Genomic DNA, 16,482 nt, shown 5'->3' with positions numbered 1-16,482 from the left:
CGAAATGTAAATGTTTTGTAATGTTTTTTTTCGTCAAATTTCATTATAATAAGTGGATATGAGTGTCGTATTTCAATCCAAATGAAGGAGTACAGGAAATGGAGCAAAACCCATCTTTGCAAGAAAATACACGCAGTAAACCGAAAAAAAGTAAGAAAAAAATAAAAATTATTATAAGCGTTATTCTATTCTTTTTAATAGTAGGTGGCGGTTATACTTGGTTTTTAGTAAATAAAGCATCTTCTGCTGTTCGAAATGCCGCACACGATTTAGCACGCGGTGATAAATCTGATTTACGTGATAAAGTTGTAAAACCTATTACAAACAATGTCTCTGTCTTAGTAATGGGTGTCGATGAAAGCGATGTCCGAGGAAAAGAATATGGTGAAGCTATAAGAACGGATGCACTATTACTTGCAACGTTTAATAAAGATAGCAAAACTGTAAAACTATTAAGTATTCCACGAGATACATATACGTATATTCCAGTGGAAAAGAAAAAAGATAAAATTACACACGCTCATGCATACGGTTCTACTAAAAACGGAAAAGATGGTGGACCACAAGCAAGTATTGATGCAGTTGAAAAATTACTAAATGTTCCTGTTGATTACTTTGTAAAGTTTAACTTCAAATCATTTATGAAAATTGTCGACGATTTAGGCGGCATTGAAGTTGATGTACCCGTTGAATTTACGGAACAAGATAGTAATGATAATGCTGATGCAATTCACCTGAAGAAAGGTGTTCAAAAGCTAAATAGTGAAGAAGCTCTTGCTCTTGCTAGAACACGCCACATCGATAGTGATGCAATGCGTGGGCAACGTCAACAGCTCGTTATTGAAGCAATTTTAAAGAAACTAACAAGCGTTGGATCTGTAACAAAAGTTGGTAACATCATTGATGATATTAACGGACAATTCGTTACAAACTTAACATTCGATGATATGCTTTCATTCTATAAGTACGGATCGGATTCAGAAATTGAAAAATTACAAATTCAAGGTGAAGACTGCTACATGGCAAAAGGTGATGATACTTGTAGCAAATCTGCTGGTGGCGGCCGAACGTATTACTACAATCCAGATAAAAAAGAATTAGCAAAAGTTACAAACGATCTTCGTACGCACCTTGGATTACCTGCATATACAAAAACAGACTCTGATTCGAAAAAAACAAGTACAGAGAAAACAAAAGAATCTAAGTCTGAAAATTCAAGTGAACGCGAATCAAGTAACAATGAAGTGAAAAATAAAAATAGCAATGAAGATACAGAAACATCGTCTAACGACAATGAATAATAAAGAAGCAGTTCTCTATGGAGGTAGAGTACTGCTTCTTTTTATTCCGTCACAATCAAAAATCAGAACTTTCTAACTATCTTTTTTAATATTTTTAAATTATAATAAATAGTAGCAATCTATTCCAATTATCAGGGGGTTCATACATATGAAAGCTGCAGTAAAACATAACATCTCAGATTTTAGAGACTACTTAAAGTCAAACGATATATACATGGAAGAAAATATAGATGAAAATAATGGTTCTGTTCATTTTTCAGTAGGATTAGAAACAGAAGCTGGCGCAAAAATTCAACTTCTCGCTGCTTTCCAAAATGAAGATCCTACTGTGGATATATACTGCTTCAATGTTGCTCACGTACCCGATGCAACAGCAACAAATGATATTTTGCACGTTATTAATGAATTAAACACATCTTATCGATTTGCAAAATTCACATTAAACAAGCAAAATGCAATTGATATTTCAACATCTCTTGCATTCTCAGAACCAAACTTTAATCCAGCGCTTGTCTTTGAACATACTCTAGCGCTATATAGATTAGCAAATGACGAATATAAGAACTTAATGAAAGTGATTTGGGCATAAATAAAAGGATGGGCTGCAAGCAGCGCCATCCTTTTATTTCGATATCATATCAATCCACATCTTAACAGCAGTTCCTACAATCAAAATCGATAACATATATTGCAGTGCTTTTTGATTGATCTTTTTCCCAACTCGCGCTCCAAGCGGCGCAGCAAAGATGCTTGCAATCGCAATAATAAGAGCTGGCATTACAACTACTTGCCCAGTTATCACTTTTCCAGTCGTAATCCCTACTGAGGAAATGAACGTAATAGCGATAGAGGTTGCTATCGTTGTACGTATTGGCAGTTTTAAAATGACTAGCATAATCGGAACTAAAAGGAACGAACCTCCAGCACCTATAATACCTGATGCTCCGCCTACACTAAACGCTAACAAGCTTGCTAACCATTTATTATATTTCAGTTCATCACCATTATTTCGGTTCGGTACGAACATCATAATAGCAGCAATTGTTGCTAACGCTGCATAAACAACATTGACCGTATGTTCCTCTAATGCATTAGCACCAAAACTACCTATAAAACTTCCTATTAATATACTAGCTCCCATATACACAACGAGCGTTTTATCCATATCATTACTTTTCCGATAAGCCCATGCCCCTGCAAAAGTTGCAAAGAATACTTGCACCGCTGTAATACCACTCACTTCATGTGCAGTATAGCCAGTAAATCCTAGCAATACCGGAATGTATAAGATCATCGGATAATTAATAATCGCACCGCCAATTCCAACCATTCCTGATATAAACGATCCTATAAACCCAATTATAAAAAGTAATACGACTAAGCTCATCTTACATCCCCTCCCTTCTAGAAAGAAGATGAATTAAATGAATAAGTTCACATTCCCATCCGAAGCATCTGCTAAATAAGCTCCTACTCCTGCAAACTCTACCCCTTCCATAATCTCTTCCTCTTTTAACCCTAATAAATCTACTGTCATTTGACAAGCTACAAGTTTAATCCCCTGTTCTTTCGCCAAATCAATTAAATCTGGTAACGGCATCGCATTATGTTTTTTCATAATACCTTTGATCATCTTTGGGCCCATACCGACAAAATTCATTTTCGATAATCCCATCTTGTCAGCACCACGTGGCATCATCTTTCCAAATACTTTTTCTATGAAAGTTTTCTTTACCTTTACATGTTCATCTTTCCTTAAAGCATTTAATCCCCAGAAAGTATGAAAAATAGTTACCTCTTGATCATAAGCAGCTGCACCATTTGCAATAATATAAGCAGCCATCGCTTTATCATAATCTCCGCTAAATAAAACGATTGTTGTTTTCTTTTGTTGTTCCATGTTGTTCTCCCTCCGATTACCTATAGGGGTATTCTAATTTTTATAAAAAAAGCATTTCGCCCTATTCTACTTTACCTTCCCACGCTAACATACCACCTACCATATTAATCACTCGAAAACCGTAACTTTCTAAAAACTGAACTGCTCTTGCACTTCTGCCGCCAGAGCGACAAACGATAATATATTCTTTCTTTTTATCCAACTCATGCATACGAAATTCTAACAGCCCTAGTGGAATGTTACACGCTTCTGGAATTTTCCCTTCAGCTACTTCTTCTACTTCACGTACGTCTACGATATTTACTGCTTCTTTACGCAACAATTTTTCTTCTAATTCTTTTGCTGTCATTTCTTTCATTTTACATTTCCTCCTCACAAACCATTCATTCCGCCTGAAACATTGATAACGTGCTGAAATCCTAATTTTTTTAATACTTTTGCTGCTTGCTTACTTCTCATCCCGCTCTGACAAATAACGATTACTTCCTTATTTTTATCTAACTGACTTGCTCTACTAGCTAACTCATTTAAAGGGATATTTTGAAATCCTTTCATATGATTTCCTCTATATTCACTTACTGTACGAACATCGATAAGTTGTTTCCCCTTTTTTCCCGCTATATTCTTTAATTGTTTTCCACTTATATTTTGAACACCTTTAACTGGTAAAAAACGCGACATAACAACTACTACAGCAAATACAATGAAAAGCGTACTTAGTATTGTATTCATATAACCAACCTCTCTATATTTATAAAACTACTACGCCTTCTTAATCCAAAACTTCAGCACATCATCTTCTTCTACATGCTTTACAATGTCATGACCACTTTTATTTGCCCATGCTGGAATATCCTTAATAGACCCTTTATCCGTTACATGTACTTCTAACACTTCTCCCGTTTGTAAAGTATCCATCGCTTTCTTCGTTCTTACAATCGGCATTGGACACGCTAAACCTGTCGCATCTAATACTTGTTTTACATTCATCATCTATTCCTCCATTTTTTATTTATTTCATTATTCGTGCACTGCACAACGATTTGGACCAATCTCCATTTCACGCTCTTTATCCACACTTGGGTGAATTTTACCCATATTGGTTTGACGGATTTCTTCATATGCATTTGGCTGAGGTGGTAAGTTTTCTGTTACAGTTTTACGGAACTCTACCTCATCCTCAATATTTAACCCTGCATTATTCGCAAACAAATCTTTTAATTTTGCGCTAACAATACCACTTTCGTTCATTTCACTTACTTTTGAATAATGAGCTGGTAACACAACTAAATTTTGAGATAGCTCTTTATATCGGCTATATAAAGTATTACGTAAATCACTTACCCAATCTTCAGCCTTCCCAGCAAGATCTGGACGCCCGATGGAATCTACAAATAAAATATCGCCTGATAATAAATAGGAATCATCTACAATAAATGATGTACTTCCAATCGTATGCCCCGGTGAGTATAATGCATCAATTTCAATTTTAGTACCCCCCACCGTAATAACAGATCCTTCAACAAGCGGTTCGTATGAGAAAACAACTTCCTCCGCATCTTTTGGCGGTAACCAATACGTACCACCTACTTTTTCCGCTAACTTATGTCCTCCAGAAATATGGTCTGCATGTAAATGTGTATCCATTACATTCGTAATCGTAACAGCATGCTCTTTCGCAAATTGTTCATACGCTTCAACTGTTCTTACTGCATCAATAACTGCTGCTTCACCGTTTGAAACGACCATATAAGATAAACAGCCTTTTCCAAGACGGTTAAACTGATACATACTTCCGCCATTTTTTAAATCTCCAACTTTTACAGGCTTTACATATTCACTCCATGCCTTCATACCACCAGCTAAATAATAAATATTTTCTAATCCAGCCTCTGTTAATTGCTCTGCCACAAATATAGAAGACCCTTCTTTTGCGCATACTACTAAAACATCTTTATCTTTAGGTAATTCACTTACAATATGATCTACACCATCTAACAAATCAAAATACGGTTTATTTATAGATGAGATTTGTTTCCCTTCAATTTTCCAATCTTCATAATCCGTCTCATTACGAACATCTAAAATAAACAACTCTCCGAATAAAACTTTCTCTGCAACATCTTTTGCTTGTAATGATTTAACACTCATCTTTTTACCCCCTATGGTATATTTACATTTAAAAAAAATTTAATTCTTTATATTCCCTTGCCACTCTAACATACCTGGAATGACATTTTTCACATTTGCATAACCTTTCTCTTTCAACATATGGCAAGCTACATCACTACGGTTACCAGTTCGGCAAACAACATAAATTTGCTTCGTCTGATCTAAAACTGCACTGTCTAACTCTCCTAACGGCACCGAAATGGCCGATGGAATATGACCAAAAGCGAATTCCGCTGCTTCTCGAACATCTAATACAATACACTCTTCATCGCTTAATAATATCTCTTCCAACTCCGTATTCGTAATCGTATGAGGATACTTTGCTACTTCGTTCACTTCATGCTCATGTGCTTTCCTAATGTAATGCATCAAAACATCGCCCTCTTGTTTCGTCCCGATATATTGATGCCCTACTTTATTTGCCCAGCTTTGTATATCTACTGTAGATCCTTTATCTGTTGCCTTAATTTCAATCACTTGTCCTGATGCTAATCCTTCTATCGCCTTCTTCGTTTTCACAATCGGCATCGGACAAGCCAAACCTTTGCAATCTAAACTCATATTCACTTTTATACTCATAGTCGATTCCTCCACAACTTATATACATATACCTGTAGGGGTATAATAAAATGTTTTTGAAAATCTGTCAACACTTACGTTTGACAGATTATCGGCTTTTTACAAGTAATTGAACAGCTTCTTTAATTAATTCTTCATTTGAACCATTACCACTTTCAAACTGTTCACGTAAACATTGCTCTAAATTTGTTCCAACAACAAGTCCAATTGTACGATCAAGTGCAGAACGAGACGCCGTTAACTGTGTAATAACCTCTCGGCAATCTTTTCCTTCTTCCATCATACGAAGCACACCACGAACTTGCCCTTCAATACGCTTTAATCTATTTTTCATGTCTTGATTATATTCCATTGTATAATCACCTCATTACCATTATGTCACTATTTATAACCTATGACAATATATTATACCCTATAGGGTATTTTGTAAACCCCTATTTTTAATTTTCACCTCATATATTTGCAAAACAAAAAGCGAAACCTTAATCTATAGGCTTTCATCTCCCACCAAATTTTGAAGTGGAAGATGAAAAAATATCAATATACAATACGTTCTGGTAATACTGTTCCATACAATTTAAAACCACCATCTACATTCTTTACCTTATATCCTTTTTCCATTAACATGCGCGCTGCAACATATCCTCTCATACCGAGTTGACACGTAATATATATATCTTTATCCACTGGCACTTCATCCAAACGATCACGTAATTCATCTAACGGAATATTAATAGAGCCTTTAATCATTCCTTGTTTGAGTTCATTAGGCTCTCGAACATCAATAAGATATCCACCATTTTCAACAATACGATCTATTTCATGCCATTGTACTGTGTCCACAAAACCATCTACTATATTACTTGCCGCATACCCTACCATGTTTACTGGGTCTTTTGCAGAAGAATATGGCGGGGCATATGATAATTCTAAATCTGGCAAATCAAGTACAGTTAAATTTGCTTTTATTGCCGTTGCGATAATATCCATACGCTTATCTACACCGTCACGTCCTAACGCCTGTGCTCCATAAATTTTTCCACTATCTTTATTAAAAATTAATTTTATTAGCACTGGCGTAGCATTCGGGTAGTATCCCGCATGAGAATTTGCCTGTACATGTACTACCTCATAGGGTATATTTAATCGTTTTAATATTTTCTCATTTACTCCAGTCGAAGCAACTGTTAGAGCAAAAACTTTAGCTACAGAAGTTCCGAGCGTACCTTTATATAAAGAATCCGTATGACCATGAATAATATCTGCTAACATACGACCTTGACGATTAGCTGGCCACGCTAAAGGAATCATCGTTTCTGTTTCAGTAACAAAATCTTTCACTTCAATCGCATCACCAATTGCATATATATGTGGGTCAGACGTTTGAAATTTCTCATTTACTTTTATCGTTCCTCTAACTCCTAGTGCTAACCCTGCATCCTTTGCTAAACTACTCTCTGGTTGTACACCAATTGCTAAAATAATCATATCTGTCTCTATAACTGAGCCACTTTTTAAACGTACAACATTCCCGCTCTCTTCTAATGCATCTACACCATCTTCAAAAACAAACTCAACATCGTGATTTTTCATATGCTCATGCACATATGCCGCCATTTCATAATCGATTGGTGGCATCACTTGATTTGCCATCTCTACAAGAGTAACATCAATTCCTCGTTCTCTTAAGTTTTCAACCATTTCCACTCCAATAAATCCGCCACCAATCACCGTCGCGTGACGTGGTTTCCTCTCATCAATGTACGCTTTAATACGATCTGTATCAGGTACATTCCGTAATGTAAACAACGCCTTCGCTTCTTCAATGCCCGGAATAGGTGGAACAATTGGTTTCGCCCCTGGTGAAAGAATTAAAATATCATATTCCTCGCTATATGTTTCATTTGTCGTTACATTCTTTATCGTAATTGTTTTCTCTTCTTTATTAATCTTTACTACTTCACTCAATACACGTATATCTAAATTAAAACGCTTCGACATTCTTTCAACAGTTTGTACTAATAATTTTTGTCTTTCTGTAATGACACCGCCAATATAATATGGCAATCCACAGTTTGCAAAGGAAATATATTCACCGCGCTCCACCATAATAATTTCATCTTCTTCACTTAATCGACGAAGCCTTGCAGCTACTGATGCGCCGCCGGCAACTCCGCCTACTACAACTATTTTTCTGGACATATTTTAAACCTCCATAGTATTTAATTTTCTCAAACCCCACACAAACATATACCTGTATGGGTATATAATAAGATATACAAAGAGCATTTTCAATATATATGTTTTTCTTTCACAAATTTGAAACAAATAAAAAAGAACTTAGATATCTCCAAGTTCCCTTACGTATAGTTCTATAGCTTTCTGTACGATTACATCTGCTGTATTTTCCTCCGGTGGCATCAATAAATTTGTAACCGGCCCATACACAACAGGACTTAATTCCACTTCATAACCACCATATGAAATTTCTTCCTTTGTCGGCAAGTAACCAATATATCCGTTCATATATCCACCAAAGAAAGCCAATTCATTTTGAAGATTCTCTTTCACTTCTAATGCCGTTTCCGAAAAAGGTTCCATTGGTATACCTGAGAACATACCATCATTCACTTGAAACAGTTGCACTTCTAAGTCAATAGTTAAATGCCGAATACCTTGCTTATATTTCTCTAAAACGATAGTAAGCCATTCATCCGTATTCACGCCCCACTGCTTCTCAGCTAACCAAGCCATGCTTCGTATCTCATCAATTTCAGGGATATCCTGCAGTTTCATTTGCACCGTACTCGAAACTGTTCTTAAATTTACAATTGGGCTGTATGTAACTGTTGGCAACATCGTTAATACATGTCCACTAAGTGTGTAAGCCATTTTCTTTAATGCTTCCCTTGAACCGCGATATTTCGCATTTACATTACCAGCAGCTCCTTGCACAATCATAACAGGACAGTTTACGATCCTCTCAAGAACCTCCCTCATCATTCCAGGATAATCCGCTGATAATACATCGCTATCACCTTTTAAAACATTCGGATGCGCAGTACAAAATACTACAATACCAGATAGCTCCTTCGTTTCAGCATTTCTTATTGCTAACATCCCAATTCTTTTATCTACAACGCCCTCTATATTTGTTCCCATCTTCGCTCTTCCATCAGATGTTCTCTCTCTTCGGTTGACCCCAATATCACCTGTCGTAACACCCCAGCCAACTTCACATCGCTTCAAGTTGTTATTCGCAGTAACAGCACCTTGCACCACATTATTTACTAAAATCGTTTTATACGACCTTACTAAAGGTTGTTCACCAACAGTTTCCGGACCAGAATGTGTATGTGTATAAACAACTGTTATTCGCTCAAATGGAACATGAAGCCTACTTGCTACTCGCTCACGAATCATATTCGTATCTTCTACTAACATTCCAATATTATCAATACTTATAAACACAGTTTTCATTTCATCTTTTTCAAATACAAAAACCGTCCCATAAATACGTTCTTCAACATTATTTATTCCTGTCTCTCTATGGTATCCAACAAAATCAATGCCAACAGGCGGCGTAATATCCACCTTGCATACCCCTATTTTGCTCATTTGAATCGCTCCATTTCTCTATGTAACTCCCTTTTTTCAAGAATAGCATATTTGACTTTGTTCCAAATAAAAAAAGAACGAACATAGCATCCTATGTCCGTTCTTCCCCTCACACATACTTCCGATGCACCATCTTCCCATCATAAGAAAACACAACACCCTTACTCTCTACGATCGACTCCATATGCACCGTTCTTCCCCATAGCTGATGAAGATATGGCAATACCTTTTCTAAGTATTTTAAATCGAGCTCAATTCCTTCGTAACTATGTTTAATGTACAATTCTCCATTCTTTAAGTAGTCCCCGTCTTCTACTACTAAGTACGGGAAACCACCATTTGTCCGCATATTTACGAGCTGATCACGTACATGCTCCCACTCTTTATCTATTACTTTATATTCTTTTCCTTGACGCTGGAATAAGTACATATCTTCTCTCATTACGAGATCTTTATTTAAGTAGTTTCTTAAAAACGATACGTCCCATTCGATTTCGCGTACTTCAAAGATTTTGTCACGACCAGATCCTGGTTTGACACCTCGTCTTTTCATTTCTTCTGTCGGGTTGTTGTAGCGCTCCTCAATATCTTCAAACATTTTAATACCGAGGTAGTATGGATTAATGCTTGTTTTGGATGGCTGAACGACGCCCGCATTTAATTTCGCAAATTCAATTGCTTCATCAGATGTTAAGTCCATTTCGCGAAGTATGCGTTGATGCCAGTATGATGCCCAGCCTTCGTTCATGATCTTCGTTTCAAGCTGTGGCCAGAAATATAACATTTCTTCACGCATCATCGTTAATATATCTCGCTGCCAATCTTCTAGCTCACGGCTATATTCTTCAATAAAGAGGAGTAAGTCTTTCTCCGGTTGTGGTGGGATTTTCTTCTTTTTACGCACATTGGAGCGTTCCCGCTTTTTATTTCGATTATCTAAATTCCATAAGTCATCGTATTGCGATACCTTTTTCTTTTCTACTTCTTCCTCTTCTAAATCATCAATACTCCATGCAAGTTTTGGACGCATGAGCGACGGATCAATATGCTCTTGAATGGCAAGTACGGCATCTAAAAATGTTTCTACCTCTTCTTTTCCGTACTTATGCTCATACGCTTTCACCCGTTCAGCTGTCGCTGACATACTTTCTACCATATCTCGCTTCGTATTTGAAAAACGAATATTATTTTTAAAGAAATCACAGTGCGCTAACACGTGCGCTACGATTAATTTATTTTGAATTAACGAGTTCGTATCTAATAAAAAGGCATAACATGGATCAGAGTTAATAACGAGTTCGTATATTTTACTAAGACCTAAATCGTATTGTAATTTCATTCTGAAAAACTGTTTCCCAAAACTCCAATGTGAAAACCGCGTCGGCATCCCATATGCACCAAATGTATAAATAATTTCCGCTGGACATATTTCATAACGCATCGGATAAAAATCAAGCCCAAATCCAGTCGCAATTTCCGTAATTTCCGCAATCGCATATTGCAGTGCTTTATCGTCACTTGCTCTCATTATTTTCCCTCCTTACACTTTCCCTTAAGAAAGTGTATGATTGAGAACAAGCTTTCATGAGGATTGATTGCATAATAAAAAGACACCCCCGTAAAAACGAGAATGTCTCATCTATTAACCTTCAATAATCTCCATCTTCTCCGTAATCGGTGTACGAGCTTTTCCTTCTGGCGCTTTATCGAAATAGCCAAGGTGAAGAATTCCAACGATGCGTTGACCTCTTGTTAAACCAAGTCCTTCTATAAATAATGGATTGTAGTTTAATCCACCTGATTTCCAAACACAACCTAATCCACGTTCCCAAGCAAGAAGTTGGAAGTTTTGCATAAATGCACATGTTGCAGCGTAATCTTCGTCACGTTGAATTTGACGTGGGTCTTCATTTATATATACAACAATTTGTGCTGGCGTGCTTAAGAAACGATCAGATAAAATTTTACCTCGTTTCGCTCTTTCTTCTTCTGTGAAAGAGTTTAATACTGCATCTACTAATTTCTGACGGCCGTCTCCAATGTATAATTTACAATTCCATGGTTCACGATGTTTATGATTCGGTGCCCACGTTGCGTCGTTTAATAGTTCAATTAACAACTCTTTGTCTACTGCTTTATCTGTAAATGTACGAACAGAACGTCTTTCTTTAATCACATTTGCGATGGAAGTATATGTAGTCATATTTTTCTCTCCCTTATTTTTATCTATATGTATACGTTTATTATTGATATTGATTTTCAATTTCGATTATACCTTAGTTTTTTACTATTAATCAATGTTTTATGTTGGAAAACTCCCAAAAACTTCATTTCATACTGTGAATAAAAAAACTTGATTTGTTCACAAGTATTTCACATTTTATGGAAATGATATGTGTACAGTTTTCCACATCATCTATCTAGGAGGAGTTTATATGTACAAAAAAATCGCAGTAAGTATGACTATGGCAGCATTATTATTCGGTACAACCGTCTTCCCCACTTTCGCTGCTACGCCAAAAGAAGTAACATTGCATCATCATAAACCAATTTCAGAAGAAGAAATGCAATCGCTCGAAAAACTCGGTTATAACAAACATGAAATTTGGAAAGCTGCCCACATTGCAAGAATGAGTAAAAAAGAAATTAAGGACGTTTTAGCTTACTATAAGCAAAATAAATCTTGGGAGAAAACAGCTGAGCATTTCGGGATAGATCCAAGTAAGTTGAAAAAGCATCATATGAATAAAGAAACGAAAAAGGCGCTACTGCAAGAATTAGCAAATATGCAAAAATCTACACCAGACGGGCTAAAACAAAAAATGAAAGAATATAATATCGGATTACGTCAGCTCACGGTATTAACAATCATCTCTCAAAAAAGTAATACTCCCCTTGATGATGTGCTAAAAATGAAAAAAGACGGAATGGATATGAAACAAATTGCCGAAAAATTAAACGTAAAAAAAGAAGATATACGAGCAGAAATGATTAAATTAGTAAAGTCTATTAAGGAAAAGAAAATAAATTAATACGCCAAAAAGGAAGAGTTTTTCAATACTCTTCCTTTTCTTTATGAACTTTCAATTTTCAAGTATAAATTCCCGTCTTTCCCAAAAACTAACACAAGGAAATGATATATGTTAGGGGTGAGAAAATGTTCGGTTTATCATCTAAGAAATCAAAAAATACTAGCACAAAAACAATTTGTTCTATTCCAGAATTTATACAAACCATGAAAGAATCTAGCGATTTTGTCTCTTATAACGTACTTGAAGATGAAACATTATGCTTGTTTTATTATAAATCTGTCGTGGAAGCACTTATTATTAAACAATTTATTTTAACTCCTATAAAAAAGAAGGCAGAACACATTCAAAATATCTCTGATTTATATAATATTATCTCTATTGAAGACATCATTACCTCTCCTTCTATTAATGATATTCGCGAAAAATTATTAGGTGGATATATATTAATACGTTTAAAAAGCAATTCGAATCCCGATCAATATGCTTTAATTCGTGCAGAGAGTACTGTTCTAGGAAAACGGTTATATAACGATACAGAAAATGAATATAGTGTAATCGGTCCTAAAGTTGGTTTCGTTGAGAATATTGATACAAATATACATTTATTACGCCGAAATATCGTAACAGAGCAACTCATTTTCAAAGAAATTATCGTTGGATCTATGTCAAAAACGAAGGTAGCAGTTGCTTATATTGAAGGAGTTACAAATGAACAATTTATCAACGTCGCAATACAAAGACTAGAAAATATTGATTTTGATGTCCCATTTGATGCGACCATGATTGAACAATTTATTAGTGATAATAGCAATTCACCTTTTCCTGTTCTACTACCTACAGAACGATTAGATCGAGCAATATTTGCATTAATTAGTGGGGAAGTTTTAATTTTAACAGATGGCTCCCCCTATGCTTTATCCGGACCGACAACATTACTAGATTTTTTCATTTCACCAGAAGACTATTATTTACCGTGGATGATTGGATCGTTCTTTCGTGTTATTCGTTTTTTCGGAGCTATATTTTCTCTTTTTTCCTCCGCTATTTATACAGCGGCTTTAACTTATCATTATCAAATGATTCCTGCCGACTTATTAGGCCCTATTATTTTTTCGAGAGCGAACGTACCTTTCCCGCCTATTCTAGAAGCACTCTTCTTAGAAATTACAATCGAATTGCTTCGTGAAGCGGGAGCACGTTTACCGACAAAAGTTGGGCAAACGATTGGAATTGTTGGTGGAATTGTAATTGGTCAAGCATCCGTTGAGGCAGCTTTAACGAGTACAATTTTATTAATTGCAGTTGCTTTATCTGCCCTTGCATCTTTCACAACACCGACTGTAAAGATGTCTTCTACGATCCGTTTGTTACGCTTTCCGCTTATTCTTTTAGCTGGCGCATTCGGAGGATTAGGGCTTATTGTTGGATTTGTATTTATTTTAGCTCATTTAATTAAATTAAAATCACTTGGATCACCTTATTTATTACCTTTATATCCATTTCGTGGTTTAGGTACAGCAGAAGGTTTTCTTAGATTACCATTTAGTCAAACGGCACAAAGACCTTCTTTTCTTAGGCCAAAATCTAAATGGCGCTATAATCCAAGCAAAGCGAAGCAAAAACGTGATGGTGATGGTGAATGAAAAAACTCTTATTGCACCTTATCATGATCTTCTTTTTTCTACAAACTGGCTGTACACAAACGTATATAGTGGATACGCAGCGTATTATTCATGTCGCTGGATTTGACATCACAAAAAACAAAAGATTCCAAGGAACTATCTTATTTCCAGAGTATACACATGGTGTGAAGTCTAAACCAGAAACCCAATCAACATCTGCCCGTTCACTTGAAACTATTGCTTCACGATTAAATGCGAAATCTCCTCACAATGTTGTTGTAGGTCAAATGCGTGTCGTCCTATTCGGAAAAACTCTAGGAGAACGAGGAATGGGAGAAATTATTACTAACTTACAACGTGATCCAAATATCGGGCGTGATGTACAACTAGCAATTGTAGATGGATCAGCTGAAGAGCTTTTAAATCGTGGAAAACAAAATGGTTCATTATCCATTGTTGATTTACTTGAGCAAAATATACGAAATGAGAACATTCCACAAACCTCATTGAACGTTTTTTTATATAATTACTATTCTTCTGTATGTGATGCCTATGTCCCATATATTAAAACGGACGCTAATCATTCCGTCGTTGTCAAAGGACTTGCTTTCTTAAAAGACGATAAAGTGGTCATGTATACAGATAAAAGGCATTCTGTTTTAACAAAATTACTTCTTAATCCTACGAAAAATGGACGTTACGAAGCAGCGATAAAAAAGAATAAACATAAAGGCATGGTTGTCATACAAGATTTAGCTGGGAAAAGTAAATATGATATAGATCAAACTGGTGACATACCAAAAGTAAAAATCAATTTAAAATTAGATGGATTAATTAAAAACTCTCCTACTTGGATTGATTTAAGAAAAAAAAGAAATATCAATTATATAAAAAAACAAATTGAGCGAAATGTTGAAAAAGACTGTGAAGGGTTAATAAAACAATTTCAAGAAAAGGAAATTGATCCTTTAGGAATACGTGATGAAATTAGAAGTCATACGAGAAAATGGAATATAAAACAAATTCGAAATATGTATCAAAATATAGATATTGATGTAAATTTAGATATTAACATTGTTCAATCTGGAATCGGGGAATAGTGAGGTGAAATAAGCAATGCATACAATGAATAAAACAAAGACTGTCTCTCCATATTTTGCATTTATTTTGTTGCATTCTCTTCAAATCGGAATAGGAATTCTAGGATATCAACGCGTAATTTTAAAAGACGCTGGCTATGATGCCTGGATTTCTCTTATTATTGCGGGAATTGCAACTCATATTGTGCTGTTTTGTATGTTAAAAATGTTAGAAAAAGATGGAGATTTAATTAGCATTCATACAACAACTTTCGGGAAATGGATTGGCTCTATATTTTCTGTCATTTTCACTCTTTATTGCTTATTATTCTGCCTTACTGTTCTTCGTACATATATGGAAGTCATACAAGTTTGGATTTTTCCTACCATTAAATTATGGAAACTTACCCTTATGTTTTTATTAGTGACTTACTACATTATAAAAGGTGGATTTCGTTCTGTGACTGGAATATGCTTTTGGGGAGTCATTCTTCCTATTTTCGTTGTATTCTTTTTAATCTATCCAATGAAATACGCTCATTTCCATAATATTTTACCTATTTTTACACATTCACCTACTGACATGCTTATATCTGCAAAACAATCTGCATTAGAGTTTCTCGGCTTTGAAACAATTCTTATCTTCTATCCATTTATTGAAAAAGGAAAATCTTTAAAGAGATGGGCCCATGCAGGAATTGCTTTTAGCACTTTAATTTATGTAATTTTAGCCATCGTATCCTTTATGTATTATAGCGAAGGACAATTAAACCGTACTATTTGGCCTACTTTAACAATGTTAAAAATTATTAAGGTTCCTTTTATTCAACGCTTTGAATACATTATTATTTTTATTTGGTTTTTAATTATTTTGCCAAACCTTTGCTTAACTATTTGGTCATCATGTCAAACGATGAAGCGTTCCTTTCATATTTCGTTTACATTTACATTACCGTTTTTTATTTTTATCATATTTTCAATTTCTCTACTTTTCACAAACCGTGAAAGTATAAACACATTAAACACAGTACTATCTCAAGCTGGTTTATATATTGTATACGCTTATATCCCTATTTTATTTCTATTTCATTCAGTGCGATGGCGCTTCAAAAATCAGTCGAAAAAATCTTCAACCGATACACCGTAATCTCTGATACAATTTGATTAATACATTTGTAA

The 16,482-nt window shown here is 35.3% G+C and carries 18 protein-coding genes; 6 read left to right on the top strand and 12 right to left on the bottom strand.

The window, feature by feature from the left end; translation table 11 throughout:
* Positions 1-98: 98 nt before the first annotated feature.
* Together ACTFRN_RS10835 and ACTFRN_RS10830 are read left to right on the top strand one after the other, a co-directional pair.
* Positions 99-1,301 (top strand): LCP family protein, encoded by a 1,203-nt coding sequence (locus tag ACTFRN_RS10835; RefSeq protein WP_074567628.1) that lies wholly within the window; start codon positions 99-101, stop codon positions 1,299-1,301.
* Positions 1,302-1,449: 148 nt separating this feature from the next.
* The gene (locus tag ACTFRN_RS10830; RefSeq protein ID WP_000642369.1) at positions 1,450-1,890 is read left to right on the top strand and encodes a YbjN domain-containing protein; all 441 of its coding nucleotides are present in this window, start codon (positions 1,450-1,452) and stop codon (positions 1,888-1,890) included.
* A 33-nt stretch (positions 1,891-1,923) separates the two neighbouring features.
* Here ACTFRN_RS10830 and ACTFRN_RS10825 read toward each other — a convergent pair whose 3' ends face one another.
* The 12 genes from ACTFRN_RS10825 to ACTFRN_RS10770 all read right to left on the bottom strand — a co-directional run bounded on the left by ACTFRN_RS10825 (position 1,924) and on the right by ACTFRN_RS10770 (position 11,773).
* Complete coding sequence (locus tag ACTFRN_RS10825) at positions 1,924-2,688, bottom strand: sulfite exporter TauE/SafE family protein (protein WP_000060728.1); 765 nt, start codon at positions 2,686-2,688, stop codon at positions 1,924-1,926.
* A gap of 33 nt (positions 2,689-2,721) precedes the next feature.
* Complete coding sequence (locus ACTFRN_RS10820) at positions 2,722-3,201, bottom strand: DsrE/DsrF/DrsH-like family protein (protein WP_000437736.1); 480 nt, start codon at positions 3,199-3,201, stop codon at positions 2,722-2,724.
* A 61-nt stretch (positions 3,202-3,262) separates the two neighbouring features.
* On the bottom strand, positions 3,263-3,559 hold the full coding sequence (locus ACTFRN_RS10815) for a rhodanese-like domain-containing protein (protein WP_014893292.1): 297 nt from the start codon (positions 3,557-3,559) through the stop codon (positions 3,263-3,265).
* 14 nt (positions 3,560-3,573) lie between these two features.
* The gene (locus ACTFRN_RS10810; protein WP_016716527.1) at positions 3,574-3,933 is read right to left on the bottom strand and encodes a rhodanese-like domain-containing protein; all 360 of its coding nucleotides are present in this window, start codon (positions 3,931-3,933) and stop codon (positions 3,574-3,576) included.
* Between the two features lie 30 nt (positions 3,934-3,963).
* Positions 3,964-4,194 (bottom strand): sulfurtransferase TusA family protein, encoded by a 231-nt coding sequence (locus ACTFRN_RS10805; RefSeq protein WP_016716526.1) that lies wholly within the window; start codon positions 4,192-4,194, stop codon positions 3,964-3,966.
* A gap of 27 nt (positions 4,195-4,221) precedes the next feature.
* Positions 4,222-5,352, bottom strand: a complete 1,131-nt coding sequence (locus tag ACTFRN_RS10800) for an MBL fold metallo-hydrolase (protein WP_088106520.1) — start codon at positions 5,350-5,352, stop codon at positions 4,222-4,224.
* Positions 5,353-5,391: 39 nt separating this feature from the next.
* Complete coding sequence (locus tag ACTFRN_RS10795) at positions 5,392-5,952, bottom strand: sulfurtransferase TusA family protein (RefSeq protein WP_014893295.1); 561 nt, start codon at positions 5,950-5,952, stop codon at positions 5,392-5,394.
* Positions 5,953-6,040: 88 nt separating this feature from the next.
* Entirely contained in the window at positions 6,041-6,304 is a 264-nt protein-coding gene (locus ACTFRN_RS10790) for a metal-sensitive transcriptional regulator (protein ID WP_000456206.1), read from the bottom strand.
* A 185-nt stretch (positions 6,305-6,489) separates the two neighbouring features.
* Positions 6,490-8,154, bottom strand: a complete 1,665-nt coding sequence (gene cdr / locus ACTFRN_RS10785; protein WP_088106521.1) for a CoA-disulfide reductase — start codon at positions 8,152-8,154, stop codon at positions 6,490-6,492.
* 138 nt (positions 8,155-8,292) lie between these two features.
* Positions 8,293-9,570: a neutral/alkaline non-lysosomal ceramidase N-terminal domain-containing protein gene (locus ACTFRN_RS10780; RefSeq protein ID WP_088106522.1), complete on the bottom strand. Its 1,278-nt coding sequence runs from the start codon at positions 9,568-9,570 to the stop codon at positions 8,293-8,295.
* Between the two features lie 109 nt (positions 9,571-9,679).
* Entirely contained in the window at positions 9,680-11,098 is a 1,419-nt protein-coding gene (gene spoVR, locus ACTFRN_RS10775; RefSeq protein ID WP_001202715.1) for a stage V sporulation protein SpoVR, read from the bottom strand.
* A gap of 114 nt (positions 11,099-11,212) precedes the next feature.
* Positions 11,213-11,773: a nitroreductase family protein gene (locus ACTFRN_RS10770; RefSeq protein ID WP_000214805.1), complete on the bottom strand. Its 561-nt coding sequence runs from the start codon at positions 11,771-11,773 to the stop codon at positions 11,213-11,215.
* Positions 11,774-12,005: 232 nt separating this feature from the next.
* Here ACTFRN_RS10770 and ACTFRN_RS10765 point away from each other — a divergent pair, with 232 nt between their 5' ends.
* The 4 genes from ACTFRN_RS10765 to ACTFRN_RS10750 all read left to right on the top strand — a co-directional run bounded on the left by ACTFRN_RS10765 (position 12,006) and on the right by ACTFRN_RS10750 (position 16,450).
* On the top strand, positions 12,006-12,602 hold the full coding sequence (locus tag ACTFRN_RS10765) for a hypothetical protein (RefSeq protein ID WP_000276994.1): 597 nt from the start codon (positions 12,006-12,008) through the stop codon (positions 12,600-12,602).
* 125 nt (positions 12,603-12,727) lie between these two features.
* Complete coding sequence (locus ACTFRN_RS10760; RefSeq protein ID WP_000467503.1) at positions 12,728-14,245, top strand: spore germination protein; 1,518 nt, start codon at positions 12,728-12,730, stop codon at positions 14,243-14,245.
* Entirely contained in the window at positions 14,242-15,324 is a 1,083-nt protein-coding gene (locus ACTFRN_RS10755; protein WP_000734945.1) for a Ger(x)C family spore germination protein, read from the top strand. Before ACTFRN_RS10760 ends, ACTFRN_RS10755 begins: the two co-directional genes overlap by 4 nt.
* Positions 15,325-15,340: 16 nt before the next feature.
* Positions 15,341-16,450 carry a GerAB/ArcD/ProY family transporter gene (locus ACTFRN_RS10750; RefSeq protein ID WP_088106523.1) on the top strand — a complete coding sequence of 370 codons (1,110 nt, stop codon included), beginning with the start codon at positions 15,341-15,343 and terminating at the stop codon, positions 16,448-16,450.
* Positions 16,451-16,482 lie beyond the last annotated feature (32 nt).

The organism is Bacillus cereus group sp. MYBK245-2, from assembly GCF_051916145.1.
GTDB classification, from domain to species: domain Bacteria; phylum Bacillota; class Bacilli; order Bacillales; family Bacillaceae_G; genus Bacillus_A; species Bacillus_A pacificus.
Note: the sequence above shows the minus strand (reverse complement) of the source record. Positions and strands in the feature narration are given on the sequence as shown.